The following is a 21,998-nucleotide window of genomic DNA, read 5'->3' on the forward strand; positions in this document are numbered from 1 at the left end:
TCAACTGCTTGTAATTTATCTTCTACAGTATATTTAGCCATAGAAAAACTGCACCTCCAATTGTTAGATGTGTCTAACAATTGGGGTGCAGTTCACAAAAGGTGTTTTTTGAGAGGTTTTTTTATATGCATCATAGATTGCGTATACACAGTAAAGAATTTTTAACAATATTAGTCTATAACTCTTTTATATCATATGATCGAAAACCAGCGAAGATTGATTTGTATGTTGGTCCAGTTAGTATTATTAATAAAAGATAGCATTAGGCTACCCATTAATTCATTTCACCGGTTTCTAATTTTTTGTTTAAAGCTATATAATCCTTTTTGGAAAAGGTTACTGTTACTCTATCCAATCTATTTCCACCCGGGTATAAAAGTAATTGCTGATTAAATTTTATACCTAAAGGTCCAACCGTTTGATAAATAAGATTTAGAATTTTAAAACATTCCAAATCTACTCCTTCTTTCAAATGATTTTTAACATTAATAGTAACCACATCTTCAACTTCAATAAATCTAGGTTTTCGAGGAGAAATATTGTGCGCTTTACAAAGTCTTTTCAGCAGATTTTGGTAATAATCTGGTTGTTCCATTTAGACCACCTCACTTTACATGTTATCATTGTAAAGAGAAAGAATATAGAAATGAAGGTTATGGCCCACTCAGCTAAAAAGCAAAGTGGGTTATTTAAATGGAAGGAATATTTTCCTTTGATCTGGGTAGTCTTCGCCGCTTTAGTGTGAATAGTAATGATTAAATTATAGTAGGAAAAGACATAATTCCTGATAAGTAGCATTTACGATGAATAGAGAGGGTATGATTATGAACAGACATTTTTTTATTGCAGTTCCACTTCCTTCAGATATTAAAGCAGCTCTTAAAGTGAGATGTGAAGAAATGAAGACAAATTTTCATTTTAAACGATGGGTTCATCAGGAAGATTATCACATTACATTGGCTTTTTTAGGTCATGCGGATGAAGAGCAATTACAGGCTGTAATGGATAAAGCAAAAAAAAATCTTTTGAATGTTTCTCCATTCGAATTAAAAATTCAGGGGTTCAATACTTTTGGAAGAAAGGAGTATCCAAGAATTTTGTGGGTTGATCTGCTCGAATCTCAGCAATTAAATTTGGTGAGAGACATAATATACCGTGATTGTATGAAGGCAGGATTTGAATTAGATAAGAAGCCATTTTTACCACATATAACTGTTGCAAGAAAATGGGATGAAGGATACGGGGAATTTCCGTTCGAAGCATTGCTAGAAGAAAATTTTCAGCTTCCAAAATTTCTAGTAGAAGAAGTGATTTTGTACGAGTCCAAAATAGAGGAAACGCCAAAATATCATAAAAAAGCTGTCATTCGTTTAGATGGCCAATAATATTACAATCAGCTCGTAAACCTAATAAAGAAAAGGTTTATGAGCTTTTTTTGTTAAAAACGTTTCATTTTTAACAATTAGTTCATCTTCCGTTCATTTAAGGATTTTATGCTAAGGATGTAGAAAGGAATGGAGGAGTTAACGATGAATCTTGCCTGGAAAGAAATTAAGAAAAATAAAGTAAGATTTTTAATATTAGGTTCAATTGTTTTTCTTGTTAGTTTATTAACTTTTATTATTTCTGGTTTGGCGAACGGATTATCACAAGATAATGCTGCTTTAATTAAAGATTTACCGCAAGGACAATTTTATATGAATGAAGATGCAGATCAAACTTATAATCTGTCAAAAATAGATAGCAGTACTCAAAATAAAATATTGAGTACAGAAAAGGATGCAGTAGCTTTTTCACTACAAATGGGCTTTTTAAATGATAAGGATAATAAGCAGCAAAGTGTTGCGTTTGTTACATCGACTGATTCAGAGTTATTTGAAAATGTGAAACACGGGGAGGTCATATTGGACAGCTCCTTGAAGGACAAAGGAATTAAAGCAGGAGATACATTAACGAATAATCAATTTAATGGCAAATTTGTAGTAAAGGGATTTGTAGAGCAAAAGAAATATAGTCATGCCCCAGTTGCTTATATTAATAAAGAAGATTATAAAGAAATTTACCGTGATGACGAAATGCAGCTGATTTTCGTACCGAATGATGATTCTTCAAAACAAATTGCTGGATTACAATCATTTTCAAATAAAGAGTTTCTTAATACAATTCCAAGCTATAACGCAGAACAAATGTCTTTAAATATGATTGTGTGGTTTTTAGTAGTCATTAGTGGGATGCTGTTTGCAATCTTCTTCTATATGATGAATGTCCAAAAAATCGGCTTATACGGAATCTTAAAGGCCATTGGTTTGAAAACAAGCAAGTTATTCAAAATGATATGGACACAGATGGCCATCATTACAGTTATTTCACTTGTTTTGTCTGTAGCCTTAAGTCAGGCATTTAATTTAATAGCGCCAAAAGGAATGCCATTCACTTTAACGATCGCGACAACCATTCAATTATCGATTGTATTTTTAATTATCGGATTTATTGGCGCTACAATTTCAGGAATCCAAATTAAAAAAATCGAACCATTACAAGCGATACAGCAAGGAGAGGCTTAATATGACTTTATTTGAAATCGATGGAGTTAGAAAAACGTTTACGAATGGCGAGATAGAAGAGGAAATACTTAAGGGAATAGATCTGTCTCTAAAAGAAGGAGAAATAATAGCATTGGTCGGCGCATCTGGATCTGGTAAGAGTACACTTCTGACAATAGCTGCTGGACTTCAACCGGCATCAGATGGGCATGTTACATTTGAGGGGGGAAATATGTCCATCATGAGCCCAGAAGAGGTTCGAAAAGTGCGAGCAAGTAAATTTGGGTTTGTCTTTCAGTTTGCACACCTTGTACCTTTTCTTACAGTTGAGGAGCAGCTGCTGTTAATGCTAGATGTTTCTGAATCAAAATTAAAAAAGCAGGAACAAAAAAATGAAGTTGATCGAATACTAAAATTAGTAGGGATGGATCATCGAAAAATGGCTTATCCTTCTTCATTGTCAGGTGGGGAGAAGCAACGTGTTGCGGTTGCCCGAGCAATCATTCATAAACCGAAAGTTTTATTCGCAGATGAACCAACTGCAAGCTTAGATTCACAAAGATCAAAAGAGGTTATGTTACTAATTAGAGAGTTGACTAAAACGTTAAACATTACTACTTTAATGGTGACACACGATGAAGAAATGCTTGCTTATACGGATCGTATTATTAAAATGAGCGACGGTGTCATTTTGTAAGATGTCATTTAGATTGAGCAGTAAAAAGCCACAACCACATTTTTTGATGGTTGTGGTATTTTTTTGATGAAACAGGCTCTTCGCCATATTGTGGGGCTGATTTCCGTTCCAACTGGGCGCAATTATGAATTTTTTTAATAAGCCTAGTGTAAAGTTACCAAATCACTAAACTAATGGAGCATATTGTAGAAGGAAAGAGGGAGGTGATTTGAAATGGCGTTTGTCATTGCCTTATTGATTGTATTAGTAGGTTTAATAGCGGCATTCCAATTAACCGAAGGAAGGTCAGAGAAAGGGAAATATATCATTTGGGGTATCATTACAATGATTGCGTTTGCACCATTCTTATCTTTTGTAATTGGCGTAGTGTATGGAATGATGGTTAGTAATGGTTGGGCAGCATCGATTATGATGTTTTTATCTCCTTTAATTTTTGTTATAGGGCTTATTGTATTAATCTTAGGTATTTATAAGAAAGATGAAGCAGGGCATAAATAACTAGCTACTTGTCTCTGAAAAGGGGTTATTCCGTTCAGTTGTTTTAGTTATCTTAAATATAAAGGTAAAAAGCCGCGAGACTCCTACAAATTGTTTTTGCGATGAAGTGTAAATAAAAATGTAGCGAAGGAGACATACACCTTCGTGTCCAAGATCCTATTTTTTGCCATGATGAGGCTCGTGCCTTGCCGGCGGAAAAGCATAGCGGTTTTTTACCATTTAGAATGTTTATGTGAATCGAGCTTTTCGGCTTACTTTACAGACCATTCCCATTAATGCCCTGTGTAACGAAGGGAAGATCGTAAAGACAACATCCATTGGTTTACGCATTGGCATAGGACAAATAATTGGCTTATTTTTGTGTACGCCTGCAATAGTGATTTGCAAGTTGCTGTGGAGACATCATTTTTTGCTTTTTCAATTGTTTGGACATCACTGATTTATCGATATTAATAGCTGTTGCTTTATCAAAAATAGGTGTATCCACAAAAGTCAGACATAGCGTACTTACCTTGATGCCAAATTCCTCAGTCTCATAGTGTAGTGATGTCGTTAAGCCCACAACAGCATGCTTCGTAGTTGAATATGCTGCAGATATAGGAGATGGCCCCAACCCTGCTGCTGATGACGTATTGATGATATGTCCAAAACCTTGTTCCTTCATGATTTGATAGCCAACTTGAGTACCATATACAACGCCCCATAAATTAATATCCACAATGTCTTTCCATTCGTCCATCGACATATCATAAATTTCACCATACATAGCTATACCAGCATTATTTTCGCAAAGGGTTTTTATAAAACAGTACATCTTTCATTACTCGCATAACATTGGTGTTCATATAATCCGAACTATTAACTGGTTCCAAGTGATGCTCAAACACCTCTTGCATATTTAAAAAGCTAACATTTGTATACTTAGAAGAAATGGACTGAATAATGGAGGAGAGCTCTTTTAATTCCATATTTGAAGTGTTTTTTATTGTTTCTCCTATTAAAGCTGGTGTTACTAAAACAACATGTTTAGAGGATGCTAAAATCATTTCTAAACAATTTACATAGTAATCTTTAAATTCTTGATGATCTTTTGTAACTGGCTGTGCCTGAACTTTCAAAAGTTTAGCATAGACATCATTGACACCAATCCAAAGAAAGCTAAGGTCATAATAAGTAGCTAGCTTCGATTTCTCTAAACGAGTGTGTAAGCTTTTTACTGTCTCACCTGGTTTACCGAGATTATCAAATTCGATATGTTGATGTTTTGCTGTTAGTAGTTTTAAAAATGAAACACCTGGTCGACCTTCTGTTAAGCTGTCTCCTATACATGCAATTTTTATTTAAACGCCCAGTCAGAACGGAAATCAACCCACGTTATGGTGATGAAACTAATGGAAAAATATCCATTAAATTTTTGAATTATAAATTATACTTCAAAAATCAGGAGGGGAATTATATGGGGAGAGTAATAGGGTTTGAATTGAATAGTCAGGAGCCTGAAAAAGCGGCTGAGTTTTATGCTAAGGTTTTTGGTTGGGAGGTAGCTGCACCTAATTGGGAATATTGGGCTGTAACAACCGGGGATGATGAAAAATCAGGGATTAACGGCGGTATTGCAAAAGGGCCACATGACCATCCTTTTGGTACACGTATTCAAATTGAAGTTGATTCTATCGATGAAGCTATTTCTACAGCTAAACAGAATGGTGCCATCATTGTTCGTGACAAAATGGAGTTCGATGAGTTTTATCTTGCCTATATGGTAGATCCAACTGGGCTTGGCTTCGGCTTAATTCAAAACAAATAATCTAATTAATAAGTATCTGCAAACGATTGCGGAGGCTTTTTTGTTAATAAATCATATTGGAAATAATATCTAAAAAAGTATATTATGAATAGTGGAGAAAGAGAGGGAAAGACATGAAACAAATATTGAAAATAGTATGTGCGCTATTAATAGCTGTTTGTTTAATACCGATTGAAGGTGTACATGCAGCGAGCTTCAAAGATGTATCCAAGGATAACACATTGATAACCGAAATTGATTACTTAGTGGAAAAAGGAATTATTAACGGCTATCCTAATAATCTATTTAAACCAAATACATATGTAACGAGAGCACAGGTAGCTGTCATGTTAACACGTGCTTTAGGATTACAAACAACGAATGTAAAAGATCCAAAGTATCAGGATGTACCTACTACACATCCCTATTATAAAGAAATTACGGCAGTACAAAATGCTGGAATTTTCGATACGGCACAGAAATTTAATCCGACTGCAACTCTTACAAGAGGAGATATGGCGATTGTGCTGCAAAGAGCGTTTAAATTAAAGGGATCTGAGTCGAGCTATTTTACTGATGTTTCAGCTAAGACAAGAGGCTATAAGGAAATATCGGTAATTTTCAGTAATAATATAGTAAGAGGATATGATGATGGTTCATTTAAGCCAAATTTACCTTTAACGCGAGCCCATTTTTCAGCATTTTTGGCTCGTGCATTAACGCTATCGAATCCGAATCTATTAAAAGATACTGCGTATGACTACACGTATTCGCATTATTCGTTGAGTGATAAAAAAAGCTATACATTAAAGTATCAGTATAGTCATAATGACGATAAGAGTGATGTGTGGACAGTAACCGATTTGAATTCAAATAAGGTGTTTAATGATGAGCTTTTATTTAGCGATGGTGAGGTTTATGGACAAGGATTTGCACGTGATTATGATTTATTTTACGATTTATACTTCGGATTACCCCTTAGAATTGGCGTGATACAACATGAGGATGATGGCGGGATAATTTCAGGTATCCGAATTACTGTTAAAGCAACAGATGGCACTGTTCAAGCAGGTGGTGTTAAGTATAACAATGCTATTGTTCTAGAACAAACATCAGTTTACAGTAATAGAGTTTCAACATATTATTTTGTAGATGGGATCGGTTTAGTTAAGGAGCTTTACAATGATGTTGTTATTTATGAGTTACTCGATCGTACAGCAAATTAATTGTTAGCACGGGAAAAGCAAGTCTCCTAATATTGAGGAGGCTTGCTTTTTGTCATGAAGCATCTAATCTAATGAAATATGAAAAAAACGATGAAGTGCTTGTCGCCATTCCTTTTCGTTATGAGTTGTATAGGTTGTTAGGGATTGTCCCTCGTATATTCCGAACTCATTGTTAAGCATTGTGTGTCGTCCGCGAGGAGTACGAATCATAGCGATTCTATCTTTTTGTTTAGAAAGTCTTGGTGCAAACTTTGCATCGTTAGCGTCATCGAAAAAACTATAAAGTAAACGCCAATTATGTGTTGTTTGTTCGTACAGCATCCAGCCGTTCGCTTCATCTCGTTCAATTTTATAAAGTTCATTACCTTCACGGTGTTGATGCCCAGTTATTAGTGGAACTGGCATACAAGGAGCTAGTGCGCCTACGCCAACATCTGAAATATATGATTGGCCAGCGAAATTGACCAGCAATAGTTGATGCATAGGTACATCCCCAACAGGAGTATCTGCTTCAATGTTGCGCCAAAACTGTGCATAGCGATTAGTTACAGAAAAGCCGAGTTCGCGAAGTAGCCAACTAAATAAAATATTTAGTTCAAAGCAATTGCCTCCGCGATGTCGAATAATGATTTTTTGAAAAAGGTCAGGGATAGCGAAGGAGATGCCATGTTTCAAGGCAACATCTAAGTTCTCGTAAGGAATGATATGTAGATGTCTTGTTTGGAGCTGGCCAAGTAGCTTAATAGATGGCTCTAAAGATCCTTGAAATTGAATAAGCTTTAAATATTGCTGTATTTGTAAATTCATAAAATCGCCTCACTTCCTTACTAAATAACATAACCGAAATGGCTTGAGAATACACGTGAATATTAGAAAGAAAATAATAGAAAAGTAGGTAAATAACTTGTAAAATGAAAATATTAGCTACTATAATATTTCCTGTTATTTTAGTTAATAATAATGATTGTAAGGTAGGTATACGAATGACAAGCGAAATGAAATGGATAGAAGTAAATTCATACGATGAAATGAGCGAAGTAGCAGCGGATATTTTCACTAAACAATTACAAGTAAAGCCAGCAAGTATTTTAGGATTAGCAACTGGTGGTTCTCCTGTAGGGATGTACAAGGAATTAGTGAAATACCAACAAGCTGGAAATATATCTTTTAGCGACGTGATGACCTTTAACCTAGACGAATATGTAGGTCTCGATCAATCAAGTCCGGCAAGTTATTGGACATTTATGCATGAGAACTTATTCAATCATGTAGATATTAAGGAAGAAAATATACATTTACCAAATGGTAAGGCAGAGAATTTAGATGCTGAGTGTGTGGCTTATGATGCTCGAATCAAGGAAGCGGGTGGAATTGATCTACAGCTACTAGGCATAGGCGTTAACGGACATATTGGCTTTAACGAACCAGGCACACCTTTTGGTTCACCAACTAATATTGTAGAGTTAACTGAATCTACACGCACAGAAAATGCAATTTATTTTGATGACTCTAAGGATGTACCGACACATGCTATTACAATGGGCATTCAATCTATTATGCATGCCAAAGAAATCGTGTTAATTGCATTTGGTGAAAAAAAGCTAGAGGCTATGGAAAAATTAAAAAGTGGTATCGTCACTGAAGATTTCCCAGCAAGCCAATTATTAAATCATCCAAATGTAACGGTTATTTACGGCGGAACAAAATAGGAATTAAGCGTAGACTTTATATTATTTGAAGTCTACGCTTTTTTATTTTGAATTTAAAGAGACGGATAGAATTAATGGAATGACGGAATGAAGAGCCGAAGCGACGGAAAGAAGAGCCAGAGCGACGGAAAGAAGAGCCGAAACGACGTAAAGGAATCAAAGCGACGGATAGCAGGGCCAGAGCGACGGAAAGAAGAGTCAAAGTGACGGATAGCAGAGCCAGAGCGATGGAAAGAGACATCAAAGAGACATCAAAGAGACATCAAAGAGACATCAAAGAGAGGAACATTCACCCGGAAGTTAGATGTTATCGACACTAGCTTCCTTATAAATCAATGCTACAATATTATCTATATGCTAGAATAAGAAAAACTTATAGGAGGGGTTAGGGTGAAAAGCACCGTACCACATTTACAAAAGGGCGATACAGTTGGTCTTGTGGCTTTATCAAGTAAAGTAAAGCCCGAAAAGCTAGGAGATGCTATAGCCTTTCTTGAAGAAGTAGGTCTTAACTATATAATTGGGAATACCATTCAGGCAAAGAACGATTATTTAGCAGGTAGTGATGAGGAGCGTCTGGCTGATTTTCATGAGATGGTGAGTAATCCGGAGGTGAAGGCAATTTTTTGTGTTAAGGGGGGCTATGGCTCTTCACGAATTGCGGAAAAGATTGATTACGGACTACTTGAGGAAAATCCAAAAATCTTCTGGGGCTTCTCTGATCTTACATATTTACATTGCGCGATTAACGAATATGCTAATTTAGTGACGTTTCATGGACCGCTACTTATGTCTGTAGGAAGAATAGATGATTTATCAAAGAAAATGTTTTTACAGCTATTTTCACCGATGGAATTACAGTATACGGAGGATATTTCTCCATTAACAACGATTGCACCTGGTGTAGCTCGTGGAGAGATTATTGGTGGAAATTTACGTCGTCTTGTTAACACATTAGGTACAAAATTTGAAGTTCGCACGGAAGGTCGAATTTTATTGATTGAGGAGCTTGGAGAAACTATTCCAACAATCGATTCGATGCTGCAGCAATTAAAGCAGGCGAGAAAGTTTGAGCAGTTAGCCGGTGTTGTTATCGGTTCCTTTACACAAACAGAAGCAGATGAAGCGGCACTATTAGCTTTAATGAAGGATTATTTTGCGGATTTAGGCGTTCCGGTTGTAGCGGGCTTTAAAATTGGCCATGATTCAACGAATATTGCTATTCCATTAGGAGTAGATGCTATTTTAGATGCACAGGAAAAGGTACTGAAGATTTTGCCTGGTGTGCATTAAAAAGAAGAATTCTATGTTATGTTAAATTGATTATAAACAGGGTGAAGAAGATGGATATTGAGCAAAAATTATATCAGTCGGCGGTAGAATTGATCGAAAAAAGATACCCTTCTGGTTGGGGTGGTGCTGCAGCATTGTATACTGAAGATGGTCAAATTTTAACGAGCGTAGCACCAGACGTTATTAATGCCTCTACTGAATTGTGCATGGAAACTGGTGCAATACTTGAAGCACATAAACTTAATACGAAGGTTACACATAGTATTTGTGTTGCCAGAGAAAACGAAAATTCTGTATTTACTGTGTTAACTCCTTGTGGTGTATGTCAAGAAAGGTTTTTTTACTGGGGTGAAAATGTAAAAGCGGCTATCACTAATCCGAATGGTGAATTGATATTTAAAACACTGAAAGAAATACAACCATATCATTGGTATAAAGCATACGAAAAATAATTGAAAAGGTTTTTTGCTATTGTGATTTGCGATGCTGCTAAAAAAAGACATTACATATTTGTTGTGAAAATATGTAATGTCTTTTTGCTTTAATAAGGCTCTGCGCCATGACCTTTATCTACAGCTTTTTTAGGAGCTTCATCACCATCAATATTGCCAAGTGGCTTTGATGAAGATGAATCATTTCGAGCTTTTTGTAATCCTTCTTTTAACAAACGACCGTATTCTTCATCTGCTTCTTGTGCTAATGCAATCATTGCTTCTTGAATGGCTATATGACAGACTGCTAAATCACGAATTAAGTTTTCAAGCAGCTCATCTCGCTCCCACTGTTCAAAATTGCGATATGTTTCTCCAGCTTGCTTCGTATTACTTTGACGATCAATTGATTCACGAACGAGATTGCCTTCCACAAGTGGCGTATGTTCCTTAGCCGCTTGGGTAGCTTCCTTTAAACCATTTAACATCGAGGGTTCATAGTTTATATGAGGATTTTGCCCTGGAGCTAAATCACGCTTATACATCATTTGACCACCATTTTGATTGGTTGCCACTCGTTTTTTAGGAGCATTGATAGGAAGTTGTAAATAGTTTGCACCTACACGATGACGCTGTGTATCAGAATAAGAGAAGGTTCGACCTTGTAACATTTTATCATCCGAGAAATCCAATCCGTCCACAAGCACACCTGTACCGAAAGCAGCCTGTTCAACCTCAGCAAAATAATCTTCTGGATTTTTATTTAACACCATCTTACCAACTGGATACCATGGGAATTGATCATTAGGCCAAAGCTTTGTATCATCTAATGGATCAAAATCAAGCTCTGGATGTGGACCGTCCTCCATAATTTGGACGTTAAGCTCCCATTCAGGATAAACACCATTTTCAATCGAATCGTATAAATCCTGTGTGGCATGATTGAAATTTTTCTTTTGGATTTCTTCTGCTTCTTTTTGTGTTAAGTTTTTAATGCCTTGTAAAGGTTCCCAATGATATTTTACAAGGACCGCTTTGCCTTCACTATTGACCCATTTATACGTATTGACGCCAGAGCCTTGCATCATTCGATAATTAGCAGGAATACCCCATGGTGAATAAACGAATGTCACCATATGGAAGGATTCTGGTGAGCTTGCACAAAAATCAAAAAAGCGTTCAACATCTTGAATATTTGTAATAGGATCAGGCTTAAAGGCGTGAATCATATCAGGGAACTTCATAGCATCGCGGATAAAGAAGATTTTTAAATTATTGCCGACTAAATCCCAGTTACCATCCTCAGTATAGAATTTTACAGCAAAGCCTCTTGGATCACGTAATGTCTCTGGTGAATGACCACCATGAATAACTGTTGAGAAGCGCACAAAAGCAGGCGTCTGCTTACCCTTATCCTGAAATACTTTTGCCCTTGTATATTTAGAAATAGGCTCATTCCCAACAACACCATATGTCTCAAAATAGCCATGTGCCCCAGCACCTCGCGCATGAACAACGCGCTCAGGAATTCTTTCACGGTCAAAGTGACTTATTTTTTCTATAAAATCATAGTTTTCAAGAGTTGCAGGTCCTCGATTACTGACAGTTCGTATATTTTGATTGTTAGTAATAGGGTGCCCTTGTCGATTTGTCAAAGTCATGTCATGCTCGTTTGTGGAATCATGTTGGTTTGTCATTGTTTAACCCCTTTCTTTGGATATAGTCATTCTGTCCAGGTTAGGGGAGAACTAGACATGAAAAACCCTCCTGCATGTGGTATCTTTAAAGTTCTTTAGATTCCGTTTAAAGGAAATTATCAAAATATGCCTAAAAATCAGGAAAAGTTGATTTGACTGTTTTGAAATTCTTGTTAGTATTTTATGATATATGGAGATTACAGCGACATTTTTACTTTAGTTACTGTAGGCTTTGGTAATTACTTTTAAGGGGTGTAAATTGTGTCGACAATGTTTGTATTTTCAATTGCTATGATAGGATTAGGTTTTTGCAATTTATACAGCCTCACAAACTGATGTTTTAAAGAGAAAGCTATTGCAATTAGAGAAAGAGATAAAAGAATTAAAAGAAATAATTAAAGGAGAGTGAAAATTAACACTCTTTTCTGCTCATTATTAAGAGAGTTACTGGAAGACTTAAAAAGGAGATAGAAAATGCTACATAATGGATTAAAATATGTTGGATTTTTAATCATGTTAATTTTCGGTGGAGTCTTTTTGTTAAGATGGTTTTTCCATGATGAATTATTATTGGATCAATTAATTGCTTTTGTAATAGGGTTTATTTTCTATATTGCTTCTTTATTCGTTAAAGTAAGATGAGGTAATTACATGTATATAAAGAGCTCTCCTACACACAAGATGTAAGAGAGCTATTGGATGGCGTTTTCAAATAATTGTCAAGTTGTTTGAGTATGGCCATTGCTTATAGTTGGTTATTAGTCATTGGTCATACAGTAACAGGTAACTTGTCATTGGTTTTGTTTAAGGTAGCTCCAAAAAGCTAGTTTTGAAAACAGCACATCCAATTCGATATGAAGTCTCATCGACTCCATAAATCTATTGTATACATTTCCCAATGATATGAAAAGCTCTGATTCATCAGTATGTATGAACTGTAAGTCATTACCAATAAATTACATACGTTTTGGTATTCAAATAACGAGCAAAAATTCGTGTTTGTTACAAATTTTTGAAAGATTCTCAGTGACATGTTGTAGATAAATGTAAAAATTTTTCATATTTGAATTTGTTTATTCCTGTACACATTTTTCCTATTTTTTAATAGTCTTAACCTTGATATAAAAGGCTTTATTGATTTTTTATAGATGGTTTCTTCGATACAATCGAGCGTATAGAATACCTTTTTAGTTATTTCAATGTACAACATAAAGTTTTTATTTTACCAAAATGTCGAAAAATGGCGAATGATAATTATGGAAATATACACCTCGTTTTGACAGAATTGTAATAAGAGGATATTAAATAGTAATTAAGGGACTTTTTGCACTGTAATTCTATTTCATTGAATCTAGTAAAGTATATTTTTTATGGATATGCATTCGGAGGGAAAAGGTAATGAAGAAAGCTTTATTATTACTACTAGCCATTATGCTAGTTGGATGTTCTGGAGAAGGAACAGAGAAGAAAAAAGAGGAAGATGTAAAAAAAGAAGATGTTGTAAAGAAAGAACCAGCTGAGGAAAAGAAAGTCGTTCCAGTAAAATATGAAGAGGTTGATTCTGAATCAAAGGCTACTGTTGAAAAGTTTGTTAAAAAATATAATGTCAGAGTTGATGTATTAAAACAGGATGTGGAAGAGCCAATCGAAATAGACAAGATTTCAGAACCAATAACTAGTGAACTGAATAAAGAGGAGAATAATATTTTCTCACAAATCTTATTGGAAACTGATTTTAAACAATATAAGGGTCATTATAAAGTAGAAGCTAAATATAATAATGATAAAAAAATAATTGGGTATGGTATTTCTATAGAAGCAATGCCAGAAAACGAAGTAAATGAAGATGCAGATGAATGGGGAGAAGGACTTGCCTCCGCTGTATCAATTGCTATTACATTAGGATTGAATATAGATAAATTTATTGATGAATTAGAAAAAGCTGGAGATGAGAATAAAGGTACTCATACATATACTGATTCTAATACTAATCATAATGTAACTTTCCTTATTGCTGATTCGGATTTAGGGAAATTTGGAATTAATTTTGATTTAACAAAGTAGAAAAAAAGCATCTCTAAATGAGCTGCACCCCAATTGTTAGACACAATCTAACAATTGGAGGTGCAGTTCAAAAAGGATGCTTTTTTTCAGTATTTACGATCTGATTAGAAATAACGAGAATCATCAAAGTTAATTTCAACACTATAATTCTTTGCATTGATAAGATTCGATAATTTATGGGCATCTTTTTCTAGTGTAATAGCCCGTTCACGGTACTCATCTGGCTCATACATAGCAATTTCATAAAGCATTGTATTTTCACCATAACCCATGCGTACACTCTCTTTTTCATGCATACTAAACTGTTTGCACAGCTCAGCATTTGCACGGAGCTGTGTTGCAAGCTCAATGGCTTCAACTAATGCTAGTTTTTCACCATTAAAGTCTACTGAGTTTTTAATATTTGCTTCATATACTAAACGATCTAATGTACGAATATCGAGACGTACTTGAGCTAATTCAGCTTCAATTACTTTCATTGCGCGATTACTTGTTTTGGGTGCTTGTCCTTTTTCAACAGTTACAAAAGCGCTACGATGTAATTCGCTAACAAGCTCCTGAACTTTTTTTGCTAAAATACTTTTTAGCTTAACAGCTTCAGCAAGATTAATCATGAAAACACGTCCTTTTAAAATGTAGTAGATGGTGCTGGGTTTGTTAATAGGGCCATTTTATATTCGCCGCCATGAATTTGGTTAAACATCTTACCGGCAGATGCAAGAAGCTCTTCCGCATTTTCTTCTGACAATGATGGGCGGAGGTAGAAGATATGTAGAGCCTCGGCTGTTTCCTCTGAAACAGACGTACGTTTAGAATCGACAAATGGTGACCCAAATGCGCCTTCAGCATCACAGCTATAAAGGATATTTTTTAATGAATTAAAACGACCATTTAAGCCCTCATAGCCAGTATCCTCGTTGCCAAGTGCAATTTCTATATTTCCTTTTAGTTTAGCTACATCATATAAGCCTACTGGAATTTCATATTGGAGGGAGAAGAAATTATTTAAATCAACACCTGAGTGAAGTGGTGTTAAATAATTTTGCTTACTAATTCGGCGCATTAAACTTTCTGCTGAGTGACGATAGCGGTTCGGATCTGCACCAAGCTTTTTCCATAGTTGTCGCCATTCTGCGATACCCTCTCGTTGCGTTACAGGACTATCTTGCATTTCTAAAAAGAGATTTTCCTGATACAATTGCATGCGTCCTTTAATCATTTGAGGCGATTCTGTAACGACAATTTTGGTATAATGAATAATGCCGATTTTAAGCTCGGGATGTTGTGTCAATAGAGATTGATTAATTGAAATGTCCATAAAACATCACCTACTTTATCTATTTCTATTATTGTACCATGTAAGGAGTTGGAAATAAAATGAACATACATGACCTACAACGTGAATTTGTGGCCTATGCAATGTCCATTGGTGTAGATAAAATTGGCTTTACAACAGCAGCTCCATTTACAGAATTAAAAAATAGACTGCGCCGTCAGCAAGAACTTGGCTATCAGTCTGGCTTTGAAGAAAGCGATATAGAAAAACGTACCGAACCCCTACAATTGTTAGAGGAAGCAGAGAGCATTGTGGCGATAGCTGTAGCCTATCCGTCGCGTATGCAAAATGCACCTGTAGGCAAGAAGGGCGCAAGACGCGGGATTTTTTGCCGTGCTTCCTGGGGTATCGATTATCATACAGCATTACGTGAGCGATTGAAATTATTATCAGCCTGGCTTGAGGAACGCATAAAAGGTGTTCGTATTGAATCCATGGTTGATACGGGTGCACTTGTCGATAGGGCAGTTGCAGAGCGTGCAGGGATAGGCTGGAGCGGGAAAAACTGCTCGATTATTACGCCAGAGTTCGGTTCCTATGTATATTTAGGAGAGCTAATCACGAATATCCCTTTTGCTCCTGATAAGCCTATGGAGGATGAATGCGGGGATTGCCGCTTATGTTTAGATGTTTGTCCAACAGGCGCGTTAATCGAGGGAGGACAGCTAGACTCTCAGCGTTGTATAGCCTTTTTAACGCAAACTAAGGGAATGCTACCTGATGAGTTTCGTACCCATATTGGTAATCGTTTGTATGGCTGTGATACATGCCAGACCGTATGCCCAAAGAATAAAGGAAAGATTAACTGGATACATGAGGAATTTAAACCTGATCCAGAGCTTGCAAAGCCATTACTTGTACCACTTTTAACGATCTCAAATCGTGACTTTAAAGAAAAGTTTGGACATGTTTCTGGTTCATGGCGGGGGAAAAAGCCAATTCAACGCAATGCTATTTTGGCACTTGCGCACTTTAAAGAAGAAGCTGCGATACCAGATTTAGTAGCACTTCTTGAAAAGGATGAACGCCCTGTTATTCGAGGAACGGCAGCATGGGCATTAGGCAAGATAGGCGGGGAGCAGGCCCAATCTGCATTACTTGAGGCAAAAGCACAAGAACAAGACGAGGAAGTGCTCGTTGAAATTAATAAAGGTTTACAATTTTTTAGTTAAGGAAGTGTACCGTTATGCCATTGCATATCGTTTTATATCAACCAGAAATTCCAGCAAATACAGGAAATATTGCACGCACATGTGCTGGAACAAATACGTCACTACATTTAATTCGTCCTCTGGGCTTTTCCACAGACGATAAAATGCTAAAACGTGCCGGCTTAGATTATTGGCATAGTGTCAATGTCGTGTATCACGATTCGCTAGAGGATTTTTTAGAGGCATCCAAAAATGGCGACGTTTATTTAATTGAAACATATAGTGAAGAGCCATTTACGACACATGATTTTAGTGATAAAGATCGTGATATTTACTTTATGTTTGGAAAAGAAACGACTGGCTTGCCAAAGGATTTTGCTTATGAGCGTCGAGATATGTGCTTAAGAATTCCACAGAGTGAGCATGTTCGTTCACTCAATTTATCGAATACAGCAGCCATAGTTATTTATGAGGCATTGCGTCAACAAGGATATCCAGGATTACATTAAAAAAGGCAGTTCTCCCATAGAGGAGAACTGCTTTTGCTTTTTTATTAGACATGAAGGGATTCGAAAAGTGATGGTTAGAACTCCGCAAGCGATGGAAAGAACCTCGCAAGCGACGGAAAGAACTCCGCAAGCGACGGAAAGAGTCCCGTCAAGTGACGGAAAGCCCGTCAAGCGACGGATACAATCCTCACCCCGATGGACAGTACGTCACATCACTCTTAAAATTTTAATAAAACAACGATACCTGATGGATCCTCTGTTTGGAAACCTCCATCTATATCAATAACAGGTGCACCAATAGCACGAAGATTTTCTTTCATTGTTGCTGCTTGCTCTTCATTATCTAGACGCAGTGAAAATGTTTGTAAGCCAACCTGATTTTCACCAAGTTTTGGTGCGTTTTCAGAGTGCCAAGTGTTTAAACCGATATGATGGTGATAGCGGCCAGTTGAGATGAATAATGCTTGTGCTCCATAGCGAGTGACAATTTCAAATCCTAATCCTTTTGTATAAAATTCCTCTGTAGCAGCTAAATTAGAAACTGATAAATGAATATGTCCCATAACCGTATCAGCTGGTAGGCCATCCCATCTACCATCGCCTTCCTCTAAGATAGAATGGATTTTAAGAGGTTCAGTCACCATATGCACTTGGTCGAAATGCCAAGTCCATTCATTTTCAGGGCGATCCGCATAAACCTCAATACCATTATTATCAGGATCATTTAAATAAAGTGCTTCACTTACATCATGGTCAGATGCTCCAAAGTACACGCCATTGTTATGGAAATGAGTAATAATATTCGCTAAATCACGACGAGTAGGCAGTAAAATTGCAAAGTGATAAAGTCCAGTTGTTAAGCTCGTTTTTTCTTCTACTGTTTCGGGTTGGACGATTGTCAGTAAAGCTGTTTTGCCATCAGCTGTTAGAGTTGCTCTATGAGATTCCTGATGTAAAACTTTAAAGCCAATTACCTCCTGATAATAAGTTAATGAACGTTGTAAATCGCTCACTTTAATTTCAACATTTGTGACATATGTGTTAGGTTTTTCATGAAAATGCATAGTAAATTACCTCCAAATTTAAGTTATGATTAATTATCAACTTACTTTATGTAAGTAAGTTTATTTTATAAAGTACAGAATGTCAAGTAAATATATTGTTCCCCCAAAAAAGAGAAGCAACCGAAGTGGATTATCGGACACTCCAGGAAAGCGCCCAGTTGGAATGGAAATCAACCCTCACTTTGCCAAAGACCCAACTTTATTTATATGAAACTTATTCCCTTTGCCGTAATATTTTTTCAACAACAAAAAAATCACTAAGCATATATTCATGCTTAGTGATTTTCTTGAGGTATTATTTGTCAGATCTGTAGTCGCCTTCGTAACCAGCAGTGAAAATAGCAGTTAAGAACGCTACAGTTACACCAATAATTAATATTAAACTCATGGAAGAACCCTCCTCATGTTTATAAAGACATCTCTTTTTAGTATAGCCTATCTACTATAAAAATGAAACGACGTAGCGGAATAAAATATGTCAGAAATGGTTCAGAAATAACTATTTAGGGAAAACTATAAGAGAGGTGATGATAGTGGAAAAAAAGGTTCCAAATATCGAAAACGGTACAATGGCTAGAAATTTTAAAGATTTACAGGATTTAGGAAAGCAGATGGAGCATTTACGTGATGGTCAAGAGCTTGTAGAAGACAATCGAATTCCAGACCCTATCCAAGTAGATGATTATGAAGAGGAAGCAAACGAACAATAAGAAATTCCCCGGAAATTTTCCTTATGTTTCTTAAAACCAATTTTTTGTATAATGGAACTAGGAAAAGAAAGGGGTTGTTATTCTTGAATTTACAATCAACAAAAACATTAGCAAATGGTGTGGAAATGCCTCGCTTTGGCTTAGGTGTTTATAAAATGACAGAGCGTGATGAGACTTTGCAAGCTATTAATAAAGCTCTTAAATATGGCTACCGAGCTATAGATACGGCTTCTCTTTATGGTAATGAGACTGAGGTAGGCGAAGCTATTCGTCATTCAGGCGTTAAACGTGAGGATGTTTTTGTGACGACAAAGGTTTGGAATAATGATCAAGGCTATGATGAAACATTACGAGCATTTGAAGTTTCATTGAAAAAATTAAATATGGACTATTTAGATTTATATTTGACTCATTGGGCAGTACCAGAAACATTTGAAGAAACGTATAGAGCAATTGAACGTTTATATGATGAAAAATTAATTCGTGCAACAGGTGTCTCAAATCACCATGAGCATCATCTACAAAAACTATTAGCTAAAGCAAATATAGCACCAATGGTCAATCAAGTAGAGGTGCATCCATATTTACAGCAAGACGCATTACGAGCATTTTGTAGTGAGCATGGAATTGCTGTTACGGCATGGTCTCCATTAGGTCGTGGTGGAGTACTTGAAAATCCAACGATTATGGAAATTGGTCGCGAAATAGGGAAGACAGCTGCTCAAGTAGTGCTGCGCTGGCATTTACAAAATGATACACTTGTTATTCCAAAATCTGTGACACCTAGTCGTATTGAGGAAAATACACAGATTTTTGATTTTGAATTAACGCTAGCTCAAATGGATAAAATAGCTGCGTTAAATCGTAATGAACGATTTGGGCAGGACCCAGATAACTTTAAATTTAATTTTTAGTGCAATAGAAATCCCGCTCTCTAATTTGAGAAGCGGGATTTTCAAATGTATTATTTAGATTCTTTTACAAAAGGAATGTAGTTAGAAAGCATTTTTGCCATATGTGCACGTGTTGCATTGTTACCAGGCATGAATTTGCCATTTGCGCCGCTAACAATCTTTAAGTCTTTCATAAGTGCAATAGCATTTTGAGTTTCAGCGTTGTATTGAGAAATATCACTGAAATCAGCTTTTAAACCAGTTTTTGCATCGTTTTGTAGGTTATATGCACGAGCAAACATTAATGCAAGTTGAGCACGAGTTACTTTAGTATTAGGATTGAATTTACCATTCACACCTTGAACAATTCCAGCTTCAGCAAGTGCTGTAATTTCTTTTTGTGTTGCAGGATTTACATTAGCAATATCAGAGAATGTTGCTTGACCTTTTGCTTCTAGTTTTAAGGCACGTGCGATAAATGATGCAGCTTGTGCACGAGTTAAGTTTGCGTTTGGTGAATATGTTGTTGCAGAAGTACCGTTAGTTAAATCACGGTAATAAAGATCACGAACAAAGCCTTCTGTTTCTGAGCCTTTTGCGATATCTTTAAATGGAATTGTTGCGATAATACGCCCTTCTACTTTTGAATCAACTTTTTTCAGTGTATCTAAGTGTTCGATAAACATTTCATAGTCAATCGTACCAGGTTCACTTACACGGCCGTCCTCATAAACTTTTTTCAGTGTATCGTAGCCGTCTCCACCTTTAGCAGTGAATGTATTTGTTGCCGCTTTATAATAGGCTGCTTTATCAAGCTCTTTACCATTTAATTTAATAGATTTTACACGTTTACCAGCTGGTGCTTTACCGTCAAATTCTACTTGTAAACCAGAGAAGTGTAGGAAGCCACCGAATTCTTTCGGGAATTCTTTCACACTATGTTCAGCAATTTCATAGATTTCAGCACCTGTTAATTTTACGATACCAAGAGCATTACCGAATGGCATAACTGTCATAACTTCGCCAACAGTGATATCACCAGCGTCAATACCAGCTCGGATACCTCCACCGTTTTGGAATGCAAATTGTACTTCTGGATCAATTTTCTTAGCACCAGCAAGCATACCATCAGTAATTAAGTTACCAAGGTTTGTTTCACCAGCACGAACGCCCCAAAGATTACGACCGCCATTTAGCGGTGAAACAGCTGTATTACCTGTTGATTGATTTAAGATTTTTGAAATTTTCTCTTTATATGGAGCTAAAAGTGCTGTAGCCTCAGCGTCAGCTTCTACAGGCTTTTCTTTATCATTTAAAGCATGTAACTGACCGAAATAGTCAACAACGGCACCGTTATCGTTGAATGTTAAATCTAATTCACCTAAATTTTCGCTATATTGACCTGTTTGAACAATAATTGTTGGGTTCTTAAATGTTGTTTCAGCTTTCACAGGCTTGTTTAATGGTGTATGTGTATGGCCACCTACGATCACATCAATACCCTCTACAGCTTTCGCTAGTAATTGGTCATTATCCCAATCAGCGGAGTCATCGAAGCCTATGTGTGTTAATGCGATAATTTTGTTCACACCTTGCTTTTCAAGTTCTGCTACTGCTTTTTTCGCAGAGTCGATATAGTTTGCAAACTGGACGTTAGCAACGCTTGAAATCGTAGGTGTTTCTTCTGTTGTTAAGCTGAAAATACCTACTTGTTCTCCATCGATTTCTTTAATGATACCGTCATAAATTTTACCGTTTTTAAAGTCTTTTGTGACTGTTTTGAACTGTAAGCCATCGAATAAAGAATCTTTTGAAAAATCTAGATTGGATCCTAGTAATGGGAACTCTGCGCCCTTAACGAATTTAGCAAGTGCAGCATGTCCTTCTGGGCTTGATCCTAAATCGAACTCATGGTTACCAAAAGTCATGGCATCATAACCCATTAAGTTCATTAACTTCAGATCAGTTTCTCCAGCAAATTCGTTAAAGTATAAAGTACCAGAGAAAACATCACCAGCATCTAAAAGAAGTGAGTTTGCATTTGCAGCACGAAGTTCTTTTACTTTTGTTGCGCGCTTTGGAGCGTCCTCAACGTGTGCATGCGTGTCATTTGAGTGTAGAATTGTTAATTTATAACCATCTTTCTTAGCTGTTGGTGTTGCTTCCGCTGCATGTGCGGCAAAACCTGGTGTAGCTAGTAAACTAGCAGCTAAAGTTGTTGCTGCAATACTTTTAACCCATTTCATCAATGAATTCCTCCTCATAATATGTCAGATGACTGACAATTTACTCTATTCTATCATGAAAAAAAACCACCGTCATTACCAATAATGGAAATGTATATTAAAATTACTGTAAAAAATATATTAAAGAAATGTTAAATAATATATT

General features: G+C 36.3%; 23 protein-coding genes and 1 pseudogene. 15 read left to right on the plus strand and 9 right to left on the minus strand.

Features of this window, described 5'->3' with window-relative positions; all coding sequences use genetic code 11:
* Positions 1 to 274: 274 nt before the first annotated feature.
* Positions 275 to 595, minus strand: a complete 321-nt coding sequence (locus tag ABH968_RS18420; RefSeq protein WP_370046277.1) for a hypothetical protein — start codon at positions 593 to 595, stop codon at positions 275 to 277.
* Between the two features lie 229 nt (positions 596 to 824).
* On the opposite strand from ABH968_RS18420, the gene thpR reads away from it, so the two are divergent.
* From thpR to ABH968_RS18440, 4 genes are all read left to right on the plus strand, one after another.
* Complete coding sequence (gene thpR, locus ABH968_RS18425; RefSeq protein WP_370046279.1) at positions 825 to 1,385, plus strand: RNA 2',3'-cyclic phosphodiesterase; 561 nt, start codon at positions 825 to 827, stop codon at positions 1,383 to 1,385.
* 144 nt (positions 1,386 to 1,529) lie between these two features.
* Entirely contained in the window at positions 1,530 to 2,564 is a 1,035-nt protein-coding gene (locus ABH968_RS18430) for an ABC transporter permease (protein ID WP_370046281.1), read from the plus strand.
* Between the two features lies 1 nt (position 2,565).
* Positions 2,566 to 3,240 (plus strand): ABC transporter ATP-binding protein, encoded by a 675-nt coding sequence (locus ABH968_RS18435; RefSeq protein ID WP_370046283.1) that lies wholly within the window; start codon positions 2,566 to 2,568, stop codon positions 3,238 to 3,240.
* 213 nt (positions 3,241 to 3,453) lie between these two features.
* The gene (locus ABH968_RS18440; RefSeq protein ID WP_370046285.1) at positions 3,454 to 3,738 is read left to right on the plus strand and encodes a hypothetical protein; all 285 of its coding nucleotides are present in this window, start codon (positions 3,454 to 3,456) and stop codon (positions 3,736 to 3,738) included.
* 228 nt (positions 3,739 to 3,966) lie between these two features.
* On the opposite strand, the pseudogene ABH968_RS18445 reads toward ABH968_RS18440, so the two are convergent.
* Together ABH968_RS18445 and ABH968_RS18450 are read right to left on the minus strand one after the other, a co-directional pair.
* Positions 3,967 to 4,522, minus strand: a pseudogene (locus ABH968_RS18445) (SDR family NAD(P)-dependent oxidoreductase); the annotation flags it as partial.
* Positions 4,518 to 5,078, minus strand: a complete 561-nt coding sequence (locus ABH968_RS18450; protein WP_370046405.1) for an SGNH/GDSL hydrolase family protein — start codon at positions 5,076 to 5,078, stop codon at positions 4,518 to 4,520. The gene ABH968_RS18450 and the pseudogene ABH968_RS18445, both read right to left, overlap by 5 nt.
* A 116-nt stretch (positions 5,079 to 5,194) precedes the next feature.
* Here ABH968_RS18450 and ABH968_RS18455 point away from each other — a divergent pair, with 116 nt between their 5' ends.
* Complete coding sequence (locus ABH968_RS18455; protein WP_370046286.1) at positions 5,195 to 5,545, plus strand: VOC family protein; 351 nt, start codon at positions 5,195 to 5,197, stop codon at positions 5,543 to 5,545.
* A gap of 113 nt (positions 5,546 to 5,658) precedes the next feature.
* Positions 5,659 to 6,750 (plus strand): S-layer homology domain-containing protein, encoded by a 1,092-nt coding sequence (locus tag ABH968_RS18460; protein WP_370046287.1) that lies wholly within the window; start codon positions 5,659 to 5,661, stop codon positions 6,748 to 6,750.
* 63 nt (positions 6,751 to 6,813) lie between these two features.
* On the opposite strand, the gene ABH968_RS18465 is transcribed toward ABH968_RS18460, so the two are convergent.
* Positions 6,814 to 7,557 (minus strand): arylamine N-acetyltransferase family protein, encoded by a 744-nt coding sequence (locus ABH968_RS18465; RefSeq protein ID WP_370046289.1) that lies wholly within the window; start codon positions 7,555 to 7,557, stop codon positions 6,814 to 6,816.
* Between the two features lie 188 nt (positions 7,558 to 7,745).
* Between ABH968_RS18465 and nagB the strand changes: the two genes are divergently transcribed.
* The 3 genes from nagB to ABH968_RS18480 all read left to right on the plus strand — a co-directional run bounded on the left by nagB (position 7,746) and on the right by ABH968_RS18480 (position 10,204).
* Positions 7,746 to 8,459 (plus strand): glucosamine-6-phosphate deaminase, encoded by a 714-nt coding sequence (gene nagB, locus ABH968_RS18470; protein ID WP_370046407.1) that lies wholly within the window; start codon positions 7,746 to 7,748, stop codon positions 8,457 to 8,459.
* Positions 8,460 to 8,849: 390 nt separating this feature from the next.
* On the plus strand, positions 8,850 to 9,752 hold the full coding sequence (locus tag ABH968_RS18475) for a S66 peptidase family protein (RefSeq protein ID WP_370046291.1): 903 nt from the start codon (positions 8,850 to 8,852) through the stop codon (positions 9,750 to 9,752).
* Positions 9,753 to 9,802: 50 nt separating this feature from the next.
* Positions 9,803 to 10,204, plus strand: coding sequence for a cytidine deaminase (locus ABH968_RS18480; protein ID WP_370046293.1), 402 nt, complete (start codon positions 9,803 to 9,805; stop codon positions 10,202 to 10,204).
* 89 nt (positions 10,205 to 10,293) lie between these two features.
* Here the strand turns inward: ABH968_RS18480 and ABH968_RS18485 are convergent, their stop codons facing one another.
* On the minus strand, positions 10,294 to 11,880 hold the full coding sequence (locus tag ABH968_RS18485) for a catalase (protein WP_370046295.1): 1,587 nt from the start codon (positions 11,878 to 11,880) through the stop codon (positions 10,294 to 10,296).
* A 474-nt stretch (positions 11,881 to 12,354) separates the two neighbouring features.
* Between ABH968_RS18485 and ABH968_RS18490 the strand changes: the two genes are divergently transcribed.
* Together ABH968_RS18490 and ABH968_RS18495 are read left to right on the plus strand one after the other, a co-directional pair.
* The gene (locus tag ABH968_RS18490) at positions 12,355 to 12,522 is read left to right on the plus strand and encodes a hypothetical protein (protein ID WP_370046296.1); all 168 of its coding nucleotides are present in this window, start codon (positions 12,355 to 12,357) and stop codon (positions 12,520 to 12,522) included.
* A gap of 756 nt (positions 12,523 to 13,278) precedes the next feature.
* Positions 13,279 to 13,944 (plus strand): hypothetical protein, encoded by a 666-nt coding sequence (locus ABH968_RS18495; RefSeq protein ID WP_370046298.1) that lies wholly within the window; start codon positions 13,279 to 13,281, stop codon positions 13,942 to 13,944.
* 104 nt (positions 13,945 to 14,048) lie between these two features.
* Here the strand turns inward: ABH968_RS18495 and ABH968_RS18500 are convergent, their stop codons facing one another.
* Positions 14,049 to 14,558 (minus strand): hypothetical protein, encoded by a 510-nt coding sequence (locus ABH968_RS18500; RefSeq protein ID WP_370046300.1) that lies wholly within the window; start codon positions 14,556 to 14,558, stop codon positions 14,049 to 14,051.
* Positions 14,559 to 14,572: 14 nt separating this feature from the next.
* Complete coding sequence (locus tag ABH968_RS18505; RefSeq protein ID WP_370046301.1) at positions 14,573 to 15,262, minus strand: B3/B4 domain-containing protein; 690 nt, start codon at positions 15,260 to 15,262, stop codon at positions 14,573 to 14,575.
* Between the two features lie 59 nt (positions 15,263 to 15,321).
* Here ABH968_RS18505 and queG point away from each other — a divergent pair, with 59 nt between their 5' ends.
* Positions 15,322 to 16,452, plus strand: coding sequence for a tRNA epoxyqueuosine(34) reductase QueG (gene queG, locus ABH968_RS18510; RefSeq protein WP_370046303.1), 1,131 nt, complete (start codon positions 15,322 to 15,324; stop codon positions 16,450 to 16,452).
* Positions 16,453 to 16,466: 14 nt separating this feature from the next.
* Positions 16,467 to 16,940: a tRNA (uridine(34)/cytosine(34)/5-carboxymethylaminomethyluridine(34)-2'-O)-methyltransferase TrmL gene (gene trmL, locus ABH968_RS18515; RefSeq protein WP_053485736.1), complete on the plus strand. Its 474-nt coding sequence runs from the start codon at positions 16,467 to 16,469 to the stop codon at positions 16,938 to 16,940.
* A 218-nt stretch (positions 16,941 to 17,158) separates the two neighbouring features.
* On the opposite strand, the gene ABH968_RS18520 is transcribed toward trmL, so the two are convergent.
* Positions 17,159 to 18,004 carry a VOC family protein gene (locus ABH968_RS18520; protein WP_370046305.1) on the minus strand — a complete coding sequence of 282 codons (846 nt, stop codon included), beginning with the start codon at positions 18,002 to 18,004 and terminating at the stop codon, positions 17,159 to 17,161.
* A gap of 533 nt (positions 18,005 to 18,537) precedes the next feature.
* Between ABH968_RS18520 and ABH968_RS18525 the strand changes: the two genes are divergently transcribed.
* On the plus strand, positions 18,538 to 18,714 hold the full coding sequence (locus tag ABH968_RS18525; RefSeq protein WP_370046307.1) for a hypothetical protein: 177 nt from the start codon (positions 18,538 to 18,540) through the stop codon (positions 18,712 to 18,714).
* 83 nt (positions 18,715 to 18,797) lie between these two features.
* The gene (locus ABH968_RS18530) at positions 18,798 to 19,628 is read left to right on the plus strand and encodes an aldo/keto reductase (RefSeq protein ID WP_370046308.1); all 831 of its coding nucleotides are present in this window, start codon (positions 18,798 to 18,800) and stop codon (positions 19,626 to 19,628) included.
* Positions 19,629 to 19,678: 50 nt separating this feature from the next.
* On the opposite strand, the gene ABH968_RS18535 is transcribed toward ABH968_RS18530, so the two are convergent.
* The gene (locus ABH968_RS18535) at positions 19,679 to 21,853 is read right to left on the minus strand and encodes a 5'-nucleotidase C-terminal domain-containing protein (protein ID WP_370046310.1); all 2,175 of its coding nucleotides are present in this window, start codon (positions 21,851 to 21,853) and stop codon (positions 19,679 to 19,681) included.
* Positions 21,854 to 21,998: the final 145 nt, after the last annotated feature.

It is taken from the genome of Lysinibacillus sp. RC79, assembly GCF_041262405.1.
Classification (GTDB): domain Bacteria; phylum Bacillota; class Bacilli; order Bacillales_A; family Planococcaceae; genus Lysinibacillus.

What these genes read in the sequence shown, in the direction of transcription:
- ABH968_RS18460 (WP_370046287.1), top strand. Translation starts at nt 5,659, where the DNA reads ATGAAACAAATATTGAAAATAGTATGTGCGCTATTAATAGCTGTTTGT.
- ABH968_RS18440 (WP_370046285.1), top strand. Translation starts at nt 3,454, where the DNA reads ATGGCGTTTGTCATTGCCTTATTGATTGTATTAGTAGGTTTAATAGCG.
- ABH968_RS18505 (WP_370046301.1), bottom strand. Translation starts at nt 15,262, where the DNA reads ATGGACATTTCAATTAATCAATCTCTATTGACACAACATCCCGAGCTT.
- ABH968_RS18485 (WP_370046295.1), bottom strand. Translation starts at nt 11,880, where the DNA reads ATGACAAACCAACATGATTCCACAAACGAGCATGACATGACTTTGACA.
- ABH968_RS18495 (WP_370046298.1), top strand. Translation starts at nt 13,279, where the DNA reads ATGAAGAAAGCTTTATTATTACTACTAGCCATTATGCTAGTTGGATGT.
- ABH968_RS18535 (WP_370046310.1), bottom strand. Translation starts at nt 21,853, where the DNA reads ATGAAATGGGTTAAAAGTATTGCAGCAACAACTTTAGCTGCTAGTTTA.
- queG (WP_370046303.1), top strand. Translation starts at nt 15,322, where the DNA reads ATGAACATACATGACCTACAACGTGAATTTGTGGCCTATGCAATGTCC.
- nagB (WP_370046407.1), top strand. Translation starts at nt 7,746, where the DNA reads ATGAAATGGATAGAAGTAAATTCATACGATGAAATGAGCGAAGTAGCA.
- ABH968_RS18480 (WP_370046293.1), top strand. Translation starts at nt 9,803, where the DNA reads ATGGATATTGAGCAAAAATTATATCAGTCGGCGGTAGAATTGATCGAA.
- ABH968_RS18520 (WP_370046305.1), bottom strand. Translation starts at nt 18,004, where the DNA reads ATGCATTTTCATGAAAAACCTAACACATATGTCACAAATGTTGAAATT.
- ABH968_RS18500 (WP_370046300.1), bottom strand. Translation starts at nt 14,558, where the DNA reads ATGATTAATCTTGCTGAAGCTGTTAAGCTAAAAAGTATTTTAGCAAAA.
- ABH968_RS18490 (WP_370046296.1), top strand. Translation starts at nt 12,355, where the DNA reads ATGCTACATAATGGATTAAAATATGTTGGATTTTTAATCATGTTAATT.
- ABH968_RS18455 (WP_370046286.1), top strand. Translation starts at nt 5,195, where the DNA reads ATGGGGAGAGTAATAGGGTTTGAATTGAATAGTCAGGAGCCTGAAAAA.
- ABH968_RS18435 (WP_370046283.1), top strand. Translation starts at nt 2,566, where the DNA reads ATGACTTTATTTGAAATCGATGGAGTTAGAAAAACGTTTACGAATGGC.
- ABH968_RS18430 (WP_370046281.1), top strand. Translation starts at nt 1,530, where the DNA reads ATGAATCTTGCCTGGAAAGAAATTAAGAAAAATAAAGTAAGATTTTTA.
- ABH968_RS18420 (WP_370046277.1), bottom strand. Translation starts at nt 595, where the DNA reads ATGGAACAACCAGATTATTACCAAAATCTGCTGAAAAGACTTTGTAAA.
- thpR (WP_370046279.1), top strand. Translation starts at nt 825, where the DNA reads ATGAACAGACATTTTTTTATTGCAGTTCCACTTCCTTCAGATATTAAA.
- trmL (WP_053485736.1), top strand. Translation starts at nt 16,467, where the DNA reads ATGCCATTGCATATCGTTTTATATCAACCAGAAATTCCAGCAAATACA.
- ABH968_RS18465 (WP_370046289.1), bottom strand. Translation starts at nt 7,557, where the DNA reads ATGAATTTACAAATACAGCAATATTTAAAGCTTATTCAATTTCAAGGA.